Origin of the sequence: Allocoleopsis franciscana PCC 7113, from assembly GCF_000317515.1 — a bacterium.
Classification (GTDB): Bacteria; Cyanobacteriota; Cyanobacteriia; order Cyanobacteriales; family Coleofasciculaceae; genus Allocoleopsis; species Allocoleopsis franciscana.
Genome location: NC_019738.1, coordinates 5,066,170 through 5,083,156, shown reverse-complemented (window position 1 = coordinate 5,083,156; position 16,987 = coordinate 5,066,170). Strand labels below are relative to the sequence as shown.

General features: G+C 41.6%; 9 protein-coding genes and 1 pseudogene. 3 read left to right on the top strand and 7 right to left on the bottom strand.

The genetic code is table 11. From position 1 onward, the window contains the following. Window positions 1-106 precede the first annotated feature (106 nt). A complete protein-coding gene (locus MIC7113_RS20840; protein WP_015184164.1) occupies window positions 107-1,282 on the top strand; it encodes a pyridoxal phosphate-dependent aminotransferase in 1,176 nt (391 codons plus the stop codon). Between the two features lie 83 nt (window positions 1,283-1,365). Here MIC7113_RS20840 and MIC7113_RS20835 read toward each other — a convergent pair whose 3' ends face one another. The 5 genes from MIC7113_RS20835 to MIC7113_RS20815 all read right to left on the bottom strand — a co-directional run bounded on the left by MIC7113_RS20835 (window position 1,366) and on the right by MIC7113_RS20815 (window position 9,835). Next, window positions 1,366-2,403: a tetratricopeptide repeat protein gene (locus tag MIC7113_RS20835; RefSeq protein ID WP_015184163.1), complete on the bottom strand. Its 1,038-nt coding sequence runs from the start codon at window positions 2,401-2,403 to the stop codon at window positions 1,366-1,368. Between the two features lie 258 nt (window positions 2,404-2,661). Beyond that, window positions 2,662-3,774 carry a CheR family methyltransferase gene (locus MIC7113_RS20830; protein ID WP_015184162.1) on the bottom strand — a complete coding sequence of 371 codons (1,113 nt, stop codon included), beginning with the start codon at window positions 3,772-3,774 and terminating at the stop codon, window positions 2,662-2,664. A gap of 94 nt (window positions 3,775-3,868) precedes the next feature. Then, on the bottom strand, window positions 3,869-4,951 hold the full coding sequence (gene cheB, locus MIC7113_RS20825; RefSeq protein WP_015184161.1) for a chemotaxis-specific protein-glutamate methyltransferase CheB: 1,083 nt from the start codon (window positions 4,949-4,951) through the stop codon (window positions 3,869-3,871). Between the two features lie 53 nt (window positions 4,952-5,004). Further along, a complete protein-coding gene (locus tag MIC7113_RS20820) occupies window positions 5,005-8,295 on the bottom strand; it encodes a hybrid sensor histidine kinase/response regulator (RefSeq protein WP_015184160.1) in 3,291 nt (1,096 codons plus the stop codon). 154 nt (window positions 8,296-8,449) lie between these two features. Continuing rightward, on the bottom strand, window positions 8,450-9,835 hold the full coding sequence (locus MIC7113_RS20815; protein WP_015184159.1) for a methyl-accepting chemotaxis protein: 1,386 nt from the start codon (window positions 9,833-9,835) through the stop codon (window positions 8,450-8,452). A 1,020-nt stretch (window positions 9,836-10,855) separates the two neighbouring features. On the opposite strand from MIC7113_RS20815, the gene MIC7113_RS20810 reads away from it, so the two are divergent. Both MIC7113_RS20810 and MIC7113_RS38205 read left to right on the top strand, forming a co-directional pair. Next, complete coding sequence (locus tag MIC7113_RS20810) at window positions 10,856-12,001, top strand: response regulator (RefSeq protein ID WP_015184158.1); 1,146 nt, start codon at window positions 10,856-10,858, stop codon at window positions 11,999-12,001. Window positions 12,002-12,079: 78 nt separating this feature from the next. Beyond that, window positions 12,080-12,322: pseudogene (locus MIC7113_RS38205) on the top strand (heavy metal translocating P-type ATPase); the annotation flags it as partial. Between the two features lie 129 nt (window positions 12,323-12,451). Here MIC7113_RS38205 and MIC7113_RS20805 read toward each other — a convergent pair. Next, window positions 12,452-14,809 carry a PAS domain S-box protein gene (locus MIC7113_RS20805; protein ID WP_015184157.1) on the bottom strand — a complete coding sequence of 786 codons (2,358 nt, stop codon included), beginning with the start codon at window positions 14,807-14,809 and terminating at the stop codon, window positions 12,452-12,454. Between the two features lie 41 nt (window positions 14,810-14,850). Beyond that, on the bottom strand, window positions 14,851-16,818 hold the full coding sequence (locus MIC7113_RS20800) for an ATP-binding response regulator (RefSeq protein ID WP_015184156.1): 1,968 nt from the start codon (window positions 16,816-16,818) through the stop codon (window positions 14,851-14,853). Window positions 16,819-16,987 lie beyond the last annotated feature (169 nt).

The window sequence follows — 16,987 nt, the reverse complement described above, 5'->3', positions numbered from 1 at the left end:
TTTATGAATAATCACAGTATGTCGCTTTTGTCAATATTCAGTAATGGATTGACGCTCTAGCGTTCAACTGCAATGACTTTGTCCTTACACTTCATCCTTCAGGTGAATGTCTACTTTAACTTCTCGTATGCAGGCGGTGCAGTCGCCACTGATCCCGATTATTGGCGAACTGATTCGCAACAACCCCGGAACGATTTCTTTGGGGCAAGGTGTTGTTTATTATGGCCCACCCCCAGAAGCGATCGCACGTTTGCCGGAGTTCCTCGCCGATCCCGAAAATCATAAATACAAACTCATCCAAGGGATTCCACCTTTAGTGTCTGCCATTGCCGCCAAACTGCAAACGGATAACGCTATCGAGGTGGATGAGCAAAACTCCATCGTTGTTACAGCCGGCAGCAATATGGGGTTTATGAATGCCGTTCTCGCCATTACTTCCCCCGGTGATGAAATTATTCTCCAAACGCCTTATTATTTCAACCACGAAATGGCGATTGTGATGGCAAGTTGTCGTCCAGTATTAGTAGCAACGGATGAAAATTACCAGCTACGTCCGGATGCGATCGCTCAAGCTATTACAGAACGAACACGAGCTGTTGTCACCATTTCTCCTAATAATCCCACGGGTGTCGTGTATCCGGCAGAAGCCTTGCAAGAAGTTAATGATATTTGTCGCAATCGCGGCATTTACCACATCAGTGATGAAGCCTACGAATACTTTACCTACAACGGGGTGAAACACACTTCGCCGGGAGCATTTCCCCACAGTCAGGAACATACCATTTCCCTCTACTCCCTCTCCAAAGCTTATGGTTTTGCCAGTTGGCGCATCGGGTATATGGTGATTCCAGAACACTTACTCGTCCCAGTGAAGAAAATTCAGGATACGATTGTGATTTGTCCTCCAGTCATCTCCCAGTACGCGGCGTTAGGGGCGTTGCAGGTGGGGGCTAACTACTGTCGAGAGAAGATTTGTGCGATCGCATCTGTCCGACCATTAGCACTAGACTCGTTAAAACGCTTAGAAGGTTTATGTACCATTGCCCCTGCGGATGGTGCGTTTTATTTCCTGCTGAAGGTTCACACCCAGTTAGGTGCGTTTGAGTTGGCACAACGACTTATCCAGGAACATCGCGTGGCAGTGATGCCCGGTACAACCTTTGGTATGAATAAGGGGTGTTATCTGCGAATTGCCTATGGTGCCTTACAAAAAGAGACGGCGGTAGAAGGAATTGAGCGATTAGTTAGGGGAATCCAAAGCATTTTAGCTGCGGAAAAATGAGATGATAACCTGGCTTCTATGTGCACAAAAACAACAGCGAAAACCCACCGAAATCTAAAATCAGCACCCACCGAGGCAACCCGTTATTGTTGTTCACGCTCTTCTGGGGTTGGGTTCGTGACAATATAAAAACAGTTGGTATAAGTCCAGCCCTGATTCATACTCCAAGTGCCTTTAAAAGGACGGACTAATTTATCACCCCTGGACTTGACTACCACATCATATTCACCCGGTTTGAGGGTGTAATCTCCAGTCGGCCCTTGATTAGGACAAGATTTGGGGCCTTGACCCACATATTTTTGGCAAGTACTACAGGCTTCCAACTCTTCAATCCGACCTTCTGGCCCACTGAAAACAATCCGCATGGGTTCTGGTGAATCATTGCGAATGGTAACAACGGATGACCCATTACCTGTAGTGCCACTTCGTTGGGGGGCCGGCAAGTTTCCTGCACCTTCTGCTTTGGCTTGAGCAACCAGTGTTTTTGCCCATGCCGTTTTTACCTGGGATAATAAAGAGTGATTGGGATATTCATCGACAAACGTTTCATACATCAGTGTTGCCTTTGGATAGTCTTTCAGGCTGGTGTATGTCTCACCACAGGCAAAGTGGAGGAGTGGTAAGTTTGTATCACTCTGAGGAATCAGATCTGGTTGAAATTGCCTCAAATTATTGCAGAATTCTTTTGTGGCTAACTTTTCAGGTTTGTTTTTTTCAAATAAAGATTTGACGCGATCGCGAGCAGCATTCACGAGATAACTACCTGAAGTATGCTCGTTCATGAAGCCATTGTAAGCAACAATCGCTTGAGCTACATTTCCCTTCTTTTCTTGCTCCAGCACGGCTTTAAAGGCAAGACATTCAGATTGTTCCTGCTGAGCACGGGATACGAAGTCACCGAAGTCGATGATACGCCAGCCATTTTTCACGCGATCAAAATGAGCAGATGCCACTGAACAATTGACTTGGCGGTAAGCTTCATATCCTTTGTTATAGTTGCTCCGGTCTCGAAAAAATTGAGCGGCACTATAAACAACTGCCATAACAAGAAGGGTGAGTGCAATCTTCATCTGTAGGTTTTGCGAAGATTGGGAGTTGGGTAAAGATGCTCTTAAGGACATAGGATTTCGCCTTCGTGTCAGGTGAGAGTCGTGACGTTAAAGATTTCTAGCCATGTCAGCCGCCAAGGATGGCTCTAGTTCAGCCATTCGGCTTGACTAGTATCTTCTATCTCTGACTCAATGACACTTATGCAGTTTTTATCCTCGCTGTTGAAACTGAGGAGGAGGTTAGGGACATTCAGCAGAACAGGCACATCCCCTTTTTGCTTCTAAAGCAAACCCCACCTTAATGCCTTCCCAGAAAATAGTATGGCTCTTTTATTGGGGTTCCTGATAAACGGGTTTTAAGCCTTTTTCAAGTTGGAGGATAAGCTGAGCTGCCGTGAGATTCCCTAATTTTGGAATTTGAGTTTCAGGCGGTAATTGTTTAAGAAGATTAAGCGCAACTTGTTGCATTTTTATATTATTTTTTTCTAAAGCATTTCCAAGGTCTTCCTTATTTAATTGCAACAATGATTGTTTTTCAGGTATATGATTTTGTTCAGCGGGGGACAATAGTTTAGGCGTATCAATCAAATGATCAGTTATTTTTTGATACACTACTGATTCTGGAAATACCTTTGTTTGAAACTGACTTAAATTCTGTCCTGAGAGTTCAGCATGACCTGTAATCAGATACCCTAAAGGCTGGAGAGCCTTGTAGAATTTTTCTAAGACTTTAGCTATAGCTGAAGGTTCAAAATAGATAAAAACATTACGGCAAAGAATTAAGTCAAGGTCTTGTAGCTCAGAGTTAGAACAAGGAAATACCTCTTTGAATAAATTGAGATTTTGAAACTTTACCATCTGCTTAATTGAGGTATTGATGTGATATTGATGGTTAATTAGTTGGAAGTACTGCTGCATGATTTCTTTCTCAACCCGTCTAAATGACCAAGGTCTATAAATTCCTAATTCAGCTTTGTGTAGTGCTTCTTGATTGATATCTATTCCTAAAATTGTGAGATTCCATTCTTCGGGATTAGGAAGAAGCTCTTCAAGAAGAATAGCTAGAGAATAGGGTTCTTCTCCAGACGAGCATCCTGCACTACAAACACGAAGTGTTTTGCTATTTTCTTTGCATTTTATTAATTCAGGTAAAAGGTGATTTCGCAATAAATCAAATTGGTCTTTATCTCTAAAAAAATAACTCTCACTATTAGTTAATAAATTAACAAGTTTTTTCCATTCTTGATAGCTTTCAGAAGTTGATGATTTTAACAGTTGATAGTAACTTTCGGGGACATCTAATTTGATGTCTTTCATTCTTAAGGCAATTTTTTCGCTTAAGGTCGCTTTGTCTCGTTCTCGAATTTCCAGCCCCGTATGCTTGGCGATTAATTGGATAAAAGCTTCTATTAACTCTTTGCTTAAAGACTTTGAATTTAACACTTTAATTTCCGATAATATTTGATTTACACAATGACTGGATTTTTGGAAAAAGATAACCTTTAAGGGCGGGTATTTTATAAGCTAATTTAGCAATTTAACAAATCTTATAAATCCCAATCTGCTTTCCAGATAAGAGGGACTGTTGATGTAAAATATCTAGTAATTTTGGCGCGATCGCATGAATTGGTAAAACGAGTTGAGCGGCTCCCAAATCGATTGCTTCTTTCGGCATTCCAAAAATTACAGAAGTGGCTTCATCTTGGGCAATGGTTAAACCGCCAGCTTTGGCGATAGAATGCATTCCTTCGGCTCCATCTTTACCCATACCTGTTAATAATATTCCCACTGTTGCCCTGCCATAGAACTTAGATACCGACTTAAAGGTAACCGTTACAGAAGGGCGATGTCCGTCTAATGGCTGTGAATTAGAGCAAATAAAGCGTCCTTGTTTATCTAATTCTAAATGCTGCTGTTCTGGGGGGAAATAAATCGTTCCTGGCTTGGGTATAGTTCCAGGTTTAGCAATTTGAATAGGCAACCGACAACTGCTGGATAACCAATCCAGAAATCCCTGTAAAAAACCTACACAAATATGTTGTACGCAAATCACTGGCACGGATAAATTTGAGGGGAGCTGAGTGAACAGTTCGTTGATGGCTTGTGGGCCACCTGTAGAGGCACCAATGACTACGATTTCTGGTTTTACATAAGGCTGAAAAGAAAAATTATCTAAGCTTTTTACTGGAGAGGGAGACTTTCGCTTTTTCTTAAAGACTTTGACTCCCGATAAAATTTGAATCTTATTAATTAACTCTTGATTGATTAATTGATTCTCCGTTGATAGTCCAGCGGCTGGCTTGGGGAAAATATCCAATGCTCCTGCTTCTAAAAGCTGAAAAACATGAAGAGCATCTTCTTCCTGCACCCAGGAACTAATCACTAAAATCGGTCGAGGATAGAGTGCCATAACTTCAGAGGTAAACTCTAAACCATCCATGTGAGGCATGTGCAGATCTGTGCAAATGACATCGGGTTGAACTTGGGGAATCAGTTGCAAAGCTTCTAAGCCAGTACGAGCTTCTCCCACCACTTCAATCTCTGGTGATGAATTAAGAATTCTTTTTAAAATGACTAGGGTAATGGGTGAATCTTCAACTAATAGAACTCGTATAGACATTAGCTGTAGTTTATATTTTACAAAAGTCAAAAATAAAGCTTGAACAAAATTATTTAAACAAATTTTTCTAATGTTTCTAAAAGAAACTCTTGATTAAACTTACCTTTGATAACGTAAGCATTGGCTCCTGCATCTGCTCCCCTTCTTTTGTCTTCATCTGAATTAAGTGTAGTTACCAGAATAATGGGCAAATCCTGATATTCTGGATGTTGCCGAATTTTGGTAGTGAGCGAAAGTCCATCTAAATTGGGCATTTCCACGTCAGAAATTACCGCATCAAAATTACGTTTTTTGAGTTGGCGATAACCATCTAATCCATCAACAGCTATCACTACTTCATAGCCCGCTTTCTCTAATAGCCGTTGTTCTTGAGTACGAACATAAATAGAGTCTTCTACGAGGAGAATGCTAGGCTTTCGGGGAATGATTTTATTGGGTTTAATTTGAACAGTGGATGGAGATTGTTTTTGCAATGACTTAAGCAAATCTGGAGGATGCAGAATCATACATACTTCCCCAGAAGGAAGAATTGTTGCGCCAAGGATGTTATGCATTCGCTTCAATAATTGGCTCTGAGGTTTGATGACCACCTCTTGTGTATCCAACAGGCGATCAACAAAAAATCCCGCTTGTTCTTCTCCAACTTTGAGTATAATACAAGTACGTAACTCGCTCGTTTGTTGTTCAACCTTGGGTCTGGATATATAACCAGGGGAGTTGGAGAGTTGTAGCAAATCGCCTAAATCAACAACCGGAACTTTTTCACCATCCCAAGTAATCATTTCTCGACCTTTAATGATAGAAATCTCATCTTGGGAAACTAATAAACTCCCCGGCACATACTCCATTGGTAGAGCATAGATAATGCCTTGTACCTTCAATAACAATGTATTAAGGGTTGCCAGTGACTTGCCTAACTGTAGGCGGAATGTACATTTTTGACCGGGGGTTGATTCAATTTGAATGCTACCTTTTAGCCGCTCAACATTAGTGCGGACTACATCTAATCCAATGCCTCTACCAGAAATTTCTGTAATAAAGGTTCGGGTTGAAAACCCAGGAGCAAAGATTAGAGAGTAGACTTGACTGGAAGTCATATTTTCCAGTTGTTCTGGATGGTAAAGCTTGCGTTTAACGGCAGTTTGTTTAATTTTTTTGATGTCTAATCCTCGCCCATCATCTGCTATTTCAATAACGATATGGTGAGTACTTTGGTAACCTCTTAACCAAATCGTAGCGATGGGAGGTTTACCCAATTTTTCGCGTTCGGCGGGAGTCTCGATACCATGGTCGATCGCATTACGGATCAGGTGCATCAAGGAGTCTTTCATTTCTTCGAGAATGCGCTTGTCGGCTGTTGTTTCTCCTCCTTCAATGATTAATTCCACTTCTTTGCCTTGCTGTTTGGCTAAATCCCGCACGGTACGGGTAAAAAACTGAAATAAGGTAGATAGAGGAAGAAGTCGTAAATTACCAATTTTTTCTTTTAAGTCCTCAGCAATTAAGTTTAGTTTGGTGCTATTATCCTGAGCCAATAGACTCAAGCTGTCGATTGCTTTTTGTATACTCTCTTGATAAGGATTAGTTGCCAAAGAGGAAGACTGACGATGTTGCTTTTTATTAAAGGCTTTCCACTTATTCCACAGGCGTGCTAATTCTTCAATTTCAGCGGTAGCGTGAGCAATTTGGATTTTGGTGACGGTTAATTCCTCCGCTTGTGTCATTAAGGCATCGAGTTCGCGAGTGGGAACGCGAATGGTATCGATGCGATAGGGTTCACTTGCTCCGATAGAGGGAGTGGGTATATCTTGAGTTGCAATTGTGGGAATGGCAGCAGGGGTTTCAGGAGGAACCGATAGGGACTCTGGAAGGGGAAGTGCCGCAACGACTGCCATCAACTGTTTTAATACCGCTGGAGTATCAACATTACTGTGTTGACCTGTTACGGCTTCGTGTACCAAAAAAGCGATCGCATCCAATCCTTGATAAAGGCGATCGCTGACTTCTGACGTTAAGATAATTTGTTGTTTTTTGATGCATAAAAGAACGTCTTCGACAGCATGAGTCAGGGTTTCTACCGATTCCAAGTCTGCACTTCTTGAATCACCTTTAAGGCTGTGCGCTTCCCGCAGCAATTCTTCTAACGTGGTTTCGTCATCGGGATGTTTTTCTAAATGTAGCAACCCAGCTTCGAGTTTCTGTAAGCGTTCTTCGCTTGTCGTTCTATAAATGTCTCGAAACTCTTCATCTTCGATAAAGGTGGAAGGAATTTGGGTAACGTTACCCTTGAACTCTGATTTTAATAGGGGTGTAATAAATGGATGGGTATGGTCATCAATCGTGGGTTGAAAGTGAAAATCTTCCTGATCTTCTTTTTCCTCTTCATCGCTGGGAACAGCATCCGGTTGTAGCTGTTGTAACTCCAAAACTACTTCCATCAAGTAATCAAAAACTTCAGTGACATCAACTCCACTGGGTTGACCGGTAACGGATTCTTCTACCAAACGATGAATAGCTGTTAATCCTTGCTCAAGGCAATCGATCAATTTTTGGGTTAAAACAATCTGTTGATGTTTGAGGTTTAAGAGAATCTCTTCCAGAGAACGGGCGAGGATTTCTACTGTTTCTACCCCAGCACTTTTCGAGTCTCCGGTAAGGCTGTGGGCTTCCCGTTGTAATGTTTCTAAAATCGTTTCATCTGCCGGATACAATGTTAAATTGCGTAAGCCAGCTTCCAAATTCTGCAAACGCTCTAGGCTGGTAATGTGGTATAACTCCCGGAGTGTTTCGTCTTCTATCAGAGCGGATACAGATTGAGCAGTTTCGTTGTTAATGTTTGCGATTTCGCTAAGCGCAGCGTCTCCAGGGGCGATCGCAAAAGGTACAGCTCCTTGATGCAAAGTTAGCTCCCATTTTTGATCTACTTTGGCGTCTAAAGAAGCATCTGACGGTGGTTTTTGTGCCTCCGAAATAATCCCAGTCAATCCTTCAATCACTCCATCTATATCCACCCCACTTGGTTGCTCAGTGACGGCTTCCTGTACCAAACGATTAATTGCCGCTAATCCTTGTTCGAGTCGATTGTTCAATTGTGGAGTGAAAACGATTTGTTGACGGATGAGGTGTCCAAAAATTTTCTCAACCCAATAAACAAGAGTTTCTACAGATTCTACCCCGACACCTCTAGAATCTCCTCTCAGACTATGAGCTTCTCGCCGCAATTCTTTTAAGGTTGTTTCATCATCCGGGTATTTTTGTAAATACTGCAATCCAGATTTCAATTGCTGCAAACGTTCTTCACTTGAAATCTGATACAGATTCCGGAGTTCTTCGTCTTCTATCATCACGATCAGTCCTGATTAAGACTAATTTGTAATTCCCCGGCATAATTTTTCTTCCACTGCATCCCCTCTGCTACACCACTCTATCTTCTTGCTTCCTTCCTGGCTAAGGGCACATTGAGCCGGAACTCATAAAAAGAGGTGAGCTTTTCACGTTTCAAACAATCCGTTTAAGAACCAACGCCGCTTCATTCAGTTGTGCGGTACCTGATTTGGTTTGACTAATGCCAGTCGCGGTTTCTTTTGCTCCCTTGTTAATTGTCTCCATCGCTTCGACAATTTGTTGCATGGCATCAACCTGTTGCTTGAGATTGAGTGAAATTTGTTGATTGTTCAAAACCACTTTATTGACGGCATCTGCTACCCCAGTGAAGGCTTGATTGGTTTTTCTAGCACTTTGTACTCCCGTCGCGACTGTCTTCGTCCCTTCATCCGTAACCATCACCGTTGAATTAATGGCGCTCTGAATTTCTGATACCAAGTCACTAATTTTCTCAGCCGATTTTTCACTTTGATCAGCTAATTTACGAATTTCATTAGCTACTACAGAAAAACCTTTGCCATGTTCTCCAGCGCGAACCGCTTCTACAGATGAATTAAATGCCAACATGTTTGTTTTGTTGGCTAAGTCAGAAACAAGTTGGGAAATACTGCCAATTTGATCGGCTTGTTCGCTCAGATACACAATTTGTTCTGCGATCGCTCCTACTTTGCTTTCTAAAGTAAACATCCCTTCCAATGTTTCCTCTACCGCTTGGGTACCTCCCTGTGCGAGTCCCAGTGCTTGTTGTGCAGCGGTAACAGCCGCTTTGGCTTGCTCTGCCGCCTGTCGGCAAGAGGCTTCTAATTCATCCATCGTGGTTGTGGTTTCATTCACTGAAGCCGCCTGCTGACTCGCAATGCGTTCTTGTTCCTCGATGGTGGCAGAAATCTGAGTTGAAGAACTAGCCAGGGTATTGATCGTCCTCGTCAGCCTCGATTTAATATATTGAGAAATATTCCAAATGACGACCAGGATTACAAGGTTGGCAATGAACAAAATAATCGCCAAGTTTTTAGAAAGTTGTACATGATGTTTGGCAAAAGATTCGGCTGATGATACGGCGGCATTCGTTAAATCCCAGTAATCCTCACTTGCTTTGAGAAGACGCCCTCTTTCTGAAGTATTAGGATTATTTTTATAGTCTCTTAGGGTGTTCTTAAGTTGAGTCCAAGACTGTTCGATTTGGGACATTTTGGCCTGAAAGTCTGGGGATTCAACCTTAACTAAATTAAGTTCTTTATCTCCTTTTATAAGCCCTTGAATTATTTTATCTAACTTAGAAACTACGCTATCTGTATTTTGTTCTAAGAGAGTTAATTTGATTAATCTTTGACTATTTCCTCGAACGATACCGGCATAATTCACAATTCTACCGTCAATCGTCATACTGTCAATTTGACGATAAATGGTTACCAAATTAAACAGAGCGAATACAAGCAGAACTAAAACTGTAATCCGTAGTTGATTGATGATTCGTAATTGATTGATAGCTTTATTCATTGACAAGTCTTCCTCTCCATTAGGTGCAAAACGTCGGAATCTGCTCTCTCCGCAAATACTTGATTACTGGCTTGATCAATTGGCACCCTGGATTTTACGGGTTTCCTGGTGTTTTTACCTTGATATAGCAATCCATAATAAAATGAGATATGAGTTCTCTCTTCTGCTCCTGCGGCAATCCAATATCCGTATAGGTGATTGTTCACCAATCGAATAGAAATGCTATATTTAGCATCAAGAATTTGGTCAATTAATTACACCCCGTCCTAGCTTGATTTTTATCTTCTCTGAAGACTTAGAGAAGAATTAGGCGGAATTGAAAATTCATCTAATTGAAGCTTTTAAAATAGATAGCCCTGGCGTATCTAACTCGTAATATAGCTGAAGTAAGATAATTGTAAGAACTAGCTTACTACGAGTATATGCTACCCAATCTCTGAAGTCGTACTACGGTGTATGACGCTTTATATTAATAGTATTTCAGTTCGCTAATATCCGCAACAGATTGAGGTGATATTCATTAATTATTTATAATTCGATGTAGAAAAGTAGCATGATTGAATTAACTTTTGAGAATTGATTCAACATTCTCCGGAATAACCCATTAATATAGACAAATATAGAGAAGGTAGATGCTTTCGTTCGCAAAAATGTATCATAAGATACTAAAAAATAACTCGAATGTGAGATAGGTTCTTCACAGACAGCAACGATAGTTGCCTAACTTTATCTACACGCTGAGCAACTCGAAGGCATCTACTGTTTTAGGCTTGATTCCCAGTTAACAACAACGACAACAAGACGGATACGCTTTGATCTCCCGTCTCTATAAACTCACAAGCATTGATTTTTTCACCGGAAATTCATCTTTTCTGCTGTACGGACGGATTTGGCCTTGATCATGGGGTGTGAATTCAACAAAAAGCCACTCCATAGGAGTAAATTGCATCGCCTTTAAGTTTGAGGGGAATGCATCATCCTCATCTCAATCCCTAAAAATATTCTGGAATTTTGTTAGAAATGATACCAACAAACCTGATTCAAGAATTCAAAAACTTCAGTAAACTGAGTGACGGAGAACTCATCCTACACAACGATACAATTGTTTGGCATCTTCATCTTGTTCGGGGTAAGTTGCTCTATGCTATAGATAAAATCCATCCTGTAAGACGGTGGCATAGAGCGTTAAAACATCAGTGCCCTAACTGGAACTGGAGTGTTGATTGCTCCGAGTTATTGGATAATCAATCTTGGCAAAGTCAGCTCCTCACTCAAGGATTCAGCCAAAAGCAATTGAGTCTGATTCAAGCCAAATTAGTGATTCGTAATATTGTTCAAGAATGTTTGTTTGAACTCAGTAACTGCACAGACTGGAACAGTGATTGGAAACCGAGCCAAAAAACGACATCGGTGTTCTACCAGACTGTCGCCTTGTCTAGCAAAGAAATACAAACACTCCTCAATAACACAGTACAGATGGAGCAAAAATGGCAAGCGACGGGTTTAGATCACCTCAGTCCAACCCTCGCGCCAACGTTGCGGCAGGGGGCAGACCCTCAACTCCTCCCCGTTTCAGACAGCTATCTCAACGGTCAGTTCACCCTATGGGATATTGCCTTACAACTGCACCAATCAGTCGCTGAGGTCACTCGCTCCTTAATCCCTTTTGTTGAGAAGGGCATACTGCAATTCCAAGAAGTTTCTGATTTACCCGTACCCACGGTTAAACAGGCGACTGCCACCAATCCCCCCCCATTAGAAACTACAGCGATCAAATCGACCGAGAAACAGCCTGTAATCGCTTGTATTGAAGATAGTCCTGTGTTGGCTCACACTTTAAAAAAAATCTTGATGCCTGCTGGATATCAAGTGTTAATTATTCCAGAACCCATGCACGGATTCTCCCAACTCATAGAACACAAACCAGATCTCATTTTGCTAGACTTACACTTGCCCAATGCGGATGGTTATAGCATCTGTAAATTTTTGCGGGAAACTCCCGTGTTTAAGAAAACACCCATTATTATTCTGACTGCTCGAAATACTCAATTGGATCGGTTTCGTGCCATTCAATCTGGCGCAACTGAGTTTTTAGCTAAGCCCCCACAGCCTCAAGAATTACTGCAAATGGTTCAGAAATACCTCACTTGTTTAGTCAAGGTTTAAAGTAAAGGAATCGTCTGCATCTACTCGCACTCGATAGCTCAACGTTCTGTATTTATCTCTCGCCTGAATTAGCTATATCAACAACATACCGATACTTTAGCCGCTGCGGTTTGTGCAATCCTTGTATTTCTGGGTTGGTTATCACTTCAGCTCAATTGGATGGGATTCGGCTTGCTTATTTTACCAGCGGCTTACGTGATTGGTGGCTATCCAAGTGCGCGTGAGGGACTCACTACCCTATTTAAAGACAAACAGCTTGATGTTGACCTATTGATGATTGTTGCGGCATTGGGTGCCGCTGGTTTGGGATTATGGCGTCAGGTTTAGTAACATTGAATGGTTTGCGATTACTGAGAAATTAATAGTTATGAATTTAGGGAATAAATTATGAATTAGCAATTGAAATTTTAATTTTATACAGCTTGTATTTCCTCGGCATAACCACTCAATTCAGGATTTTACCGGAATCTCTACAATCATCTTTGTTCCTTTTCCAGGCAAAGAAAAACAAGTCAGTTTACCCTGATGTTTTTCAACTACAATCTGATAGCTGATTGCTAATCCCAAACCTGTACCACTTCCCACAGGTTTTGTTGTGTAAAATGGGTCGAATATTTGATTACGTACCTCCTCACTCATCCCAGAACCATTGTCAGTAATGCGAATCACTACCACTGGGGAATTGGGCTGTTTTCCTTTCCCTAGTTCCTGGAGGGTATTGGCTGCCCGCTTTTGTGCTAACTTGCTTCGCTTCACTAAGGCTGATGAAGCCGCCAATACGAAGGGGTAACTTCGCTTCAGGCTAACCCTTAAGGGCTTACTTTTTACCATTGATTTTTGACCACGTTGGATGCTGTAATTCACAGGTTGTAAAGGAAATTCGAGTGTTTTGCGATACTTGGTTTCCTGTTCAAGTCCACGATTTTTCAGTGAAGTATGGATGGTAATTCGACGTGGACTAGATTGACAGTCTAAAGCATCAATGGCATTACTTAATAGATTCATAAATACCTGATTCAATTGACTGGCATAACAGGTAACTTTTGGCAGTTTATCGTAATTTTTAATAACTTCAATTTCAGGGCGATCGCCTACTGCTCTGAGTCGGTGCTGCAAAATGATTAAAGTATTGTCAATTCCTTCATGAATATCAACTGGTTTGAGTTCAGATTCATTAAGCCTAGAGAAGCTTCGTAGTGAGAGAACAATTTCTTGGATACGCTCAGTGCCTATCTGCATGGAATGCATGAGTTTCTGCCAATCTTCCACCAGAAAATCTAAGTCGATTTCCTCAATGAATGCCTGAATTTCGGGAGTAGGAGCGGGGTAAGTTTTTTGGTAAAGTTGAGTCAGTCGAATCAAATTTTGGGCATATTCATTGGCTGGAGCCAGATTGCCATAAATAAAACTAACAGGGTTGTTAATTTCATGAGCAACTCCTGCAACCATCTGTCCCAAACTGGACATTTTTTCGGTTTGAATGAGTTGGACTTGGGTTCGTTTTAATTGAGACAGAGTCAGTTCTAGCTGTTGCGCCTTTTCTCGTTCTCTTGCTGAGGCTTGTCGCACAGCTTCTTCTACCTGTTTACGCTGAGTAATATCCATCGCTGTCCCGAAGAGTTTCTGGACTTGTCCAAACTCATCAAAAATAGCCTCTCCTCTGCCCACAACATACCGGATTTGACCATCGAGTCGCACAATCCGATAGTCTATTTCGTCTGATGTCCCAGTGGCGAGCATTTGCTTAAAGGCTTTTTGCAAAAGTGGACGATCATCGGGATAAATTAATCGAAGAAAGGTGACAAAACTTGGTTCTGGTTGCATCCAGTCAAGACCAAAAATATCAAATAGCTCTTCTGACCAAATAAACTTTTGAGTGAGTACATCAAATTCCCAATTACCGAGATGAGCAAGTCTCTGAGCGGCGGCTAATTTGGCTTCTGCCAGGAAAGCAGTATGAAGTGTAGTACGGAGTGTTTCCTCCATGCGTTTGCGCTCAGTGATGTCCATAACGGTAGTCACAACAAAATACTTTCCGTCATTCTGTTGGAAGCCGTTTCGCCTAATATCAACCATTAACTCCGTACCATCTTTCCTCCATACGGTGAACTCTCCTTTATCATTATTCTGGACATCTTGAATAAAATCTCGATACTGTTGCATGAGTTCGAGTTTATGTTCAGCCGGTGCATGGGGAAAATGTACCGTAAAGGATTGTCCGATGAGTTCTTCTGGAGTAAATCCATAAAGTTTACAATAGGCGGGATTAACTTCCACAAAACATCCATTCTCATCAGTCAGGCAAATTCCGACCGGGGCGGAATTAAGGATGGATTGCCTGAGTTTATTTTGGTTGTTTAACTCAACTTGAAGTTTTTGACACATGACAATTTTCTGTGAAAGCTGTGTATTTTTTTCAATGAGTTGTTTAGAGAGCAACTGAATTTTTAGTTGATTTTCAATCCGCGCTAAAACCTCTTCCACTTGGAACGGTTTTGTGATGTAGTCTGCACCCCCAAGCGCAAAGGCTTTAACCTTATCTAACGCTTCATTCAAGGCACTGATAAAAATTACAGGGATATGGGATGTCTGTTCATCGGCTTTTAACTGTTTGCAGACTTCATAGCCATCCAGATCAGGCATTTTTATGTCCAACAAAATTAGGTCTGGCTTTGCTAAGCGGGCTGTAGAAAGAGCTTTTTGACCCTTAAGGATTCCACGGACTTTATAGCCTTGCCCGGTTAACAAATTAGATAATAGCTGCAAGCTAGGTAAAGTGTCATCGACAATTAAAATATTGGCGTTCATTGAACAATAGCCTAACAGTTAATAGTTCATTATTTAACAAGTTATTGATTTAAAATTTGAGCTATCCAACCCTCAATTCTGTCGAATTCAAAATCGCTAACTAGCTTCGATAGAACCTTTGCTAAAGTTGTATCCTTGGCTTCTAGTTGTTCAATCAGACTGAAAGCCAATTCAGAATCTGCCGCAGCGACTGCCTGGTGTAACTCGGCTATCCAACTGGCAGGCAAAGCATTAAGAGTAGTTGGAGTGAGGGCGTCAAAGTCAAGTGGGGTTGAATGGAGTTCGTTAGCAGGTTCATCGTAGATATAGCGCACCCCAATATGTTTGTTCATCGCGTCCCAGATATCGGCTTCGCGGAAAGGTTTACGCACAAAACCATCGCAACCTGCTGAAAGAACTATAGCGCGATCTTCCTCTAACGTACTAGCGGTTAGGGCAATAATTGCGGTAGCTTGACCTTTGCTTATCCCTTTAATTTGTTTGGTTGCTTCATAGCCATCAAGAATCGGCATCCGCATATCCATCCAGATTAAATGCGGTTCCCAGGTGTCCCATACCTCAATCGCTTCTTTCCCGTTGCTTGCTTCCTTCAGTTCAAAACCCAAAGGAGAAAGCAATTTCATTAATAGGTGCCGATTACTCCATTTGTCATCGACAATCAAAATCCGATATCGGGGTTGATTGGGTTCTAGGGCAATGACTTGGCGCGTTGCCAATTTAGGTTCGGGGTTGGCAGTATCAGCAGGGCTGATGGAAATATCAAAATTGAAAATTGTCCCATGTCCCACTTCACTACTAACAGTGATTTCACCGTCCATTAATTGGACAAATTTACGGGCTATGGGTAAGCCTAACCCTGTCCCTTCTTGGGCTTGTTTACCCGTTTGGCTTTGGACAAAGGCTTCAAAAATAGCTTCTAAATCATCTTGACAAATACCATAACCCGTATCTTCAATCTCGAAATTTAATTTGAATTGAGAAATATTCTCTTCTGTTTCGTCGTTGGATGTTTGCCGTTTAACCCTTAAGCAAACTCCCCCTTCTTGGGTAAACTTAATTGCATTGTTCAGCAGGTTAATCAAAATTTGCCGTAATTTGACTTCATCGGTTCTCACATATTGAGGAATGTCAGAATTTCGTTCAAACACTAACTGCAAATGCCGCTCATCAGCCTTGAGTTGAAACATATCTTCCAAATCATCCAGTAGGCGATGGAGATCGAAGTTTGTTTCGTTGAGGGTAGTACGTCCAGCTTCAATTTTGGATAAATCTAAGACTTGGTTGATTAGGGTTAGTAAATGTTCACCACTACGAGCAATAATACTAAGATTTTCTCGTTGTTCTGGAGCTAGTGTTGAACTCTTCGTCATCAATTGAGTAAACCCAAGAATTACATTGAGGGGCGAACGCAATTCGTGGCTCATGTTGGCGATAAACGTACTCTTGGCAACGTTTGCCACTTCGGCAGCTTCTTTGGCTTTGGCTAATTCAATATTTAACTGATCCACTTTCTTTGCACCCAGTCGCAACTCAATTTCATCCATAATCACGGCGGCTAAGTCCGTTAAGATTGACATTTCTTCAGAGGAAATGGAGCGTGATTTTTGGTCAATTACGCACAAAGTTCCTAAGTTATGACCATCATGAGTTCGTAACGGAGCGGCGGCATAAAAACGTAAACCCATCTCGCCCACCACAAGCGGATTTGTTAAGGAACGCAAATCTTTGCTCGCATCCGTAATCGCATAGATTTCATCAGAAAGAATTGCTGATGCACACAATCCTGGTGTTCGTTCAATTTGCTCAACATCGAGTCCATGATGAGACTTAAACCAAATGCGATCGCTATCCACCAAACTGACAATTGCAATGGGCACTTTAAACAGTCTAGCTGCAATTGAAGTTATGCGGTCAAAAGCACCATCAGGAGGTGTATCCAGAATTTCATAACGGCGCAAGGCATTAAGACGTTCCGTTTCTTTCTGTGAAATCAATTGTTGATTAGCCATCGTTGTGCTTTTTGATTGACTCGTCCAAAAGTAATGTACCTACTACTGTGTTCATCTGATTGAGTAGGCTTTGATCTAACAGCCCTAGAGAAATTTTGTAGCGCTATCTACAGAAAAAGTAAATCAAAATTTGTGCTTCCTGAAATTGAGTGGCTGACTAAAAGGATTT

Excerpts from the sequence above, each read along its gene's own strand:
- MIC7113_RS20835 (WP_015184163.1), bottom strand. The coding sequence starts at position 2,403 with ATGTCCTTAAGAGCATCTTTACCCAACTCCCAATCTTCGCAAAACCTA.
- MIC7113_RS20805 (WP_015184157.1), bottom strand. The coding sequence starts at position 14,809 with ATGAACGCCAATATTTTAATTGTCGATGACACTTTACCTAGCTTGCAG.
- MIC7113_RS20810 (WP_015184158.1), top strand. The coding sequence starts at position 10,856 with ATGATACCAACAAACCTGATTCAAGAATTCAAAAACTTCAGTAAACTG.
- MIC7113_RS20800 (WP_015184156.1), bottom strand. The coding sequence starts at position 16,818 with ATGGCTAATCAACAATTGATTTCACAGAAAGAAACGGAACGTCTTAAT.
- MIC7113_RS20820 (WP_015184160.1), bottom strand. The coding sequence starts at position 8,295 with ATGATAGAAGACGAAGAACTCCGGAATCTGTATCAGATTTCAAGTGAA.
- MIC7113_RS20840 (WP_015184164.1), top strand. The coding sequence starts at position 107 with ATGTCTACTTTAACTTCTCGTATGCAGGCGGTGCAGTCGCCACTGATC.
- MIC7113_RS20815 (WP_015184159.1), bottom strand. The coding sequence starts at position 9,835 with ATGAATAAAGCTATCAATCAATTACGAATCATCAATCAACTACGGATT.
- cheB (WP_015184161.1), bottom strand. The coding sequence starts at position 4,951 with ATGTCTATACGAGTTCTATTAGTTGAAGATTCACCCATTACCCTAGTC.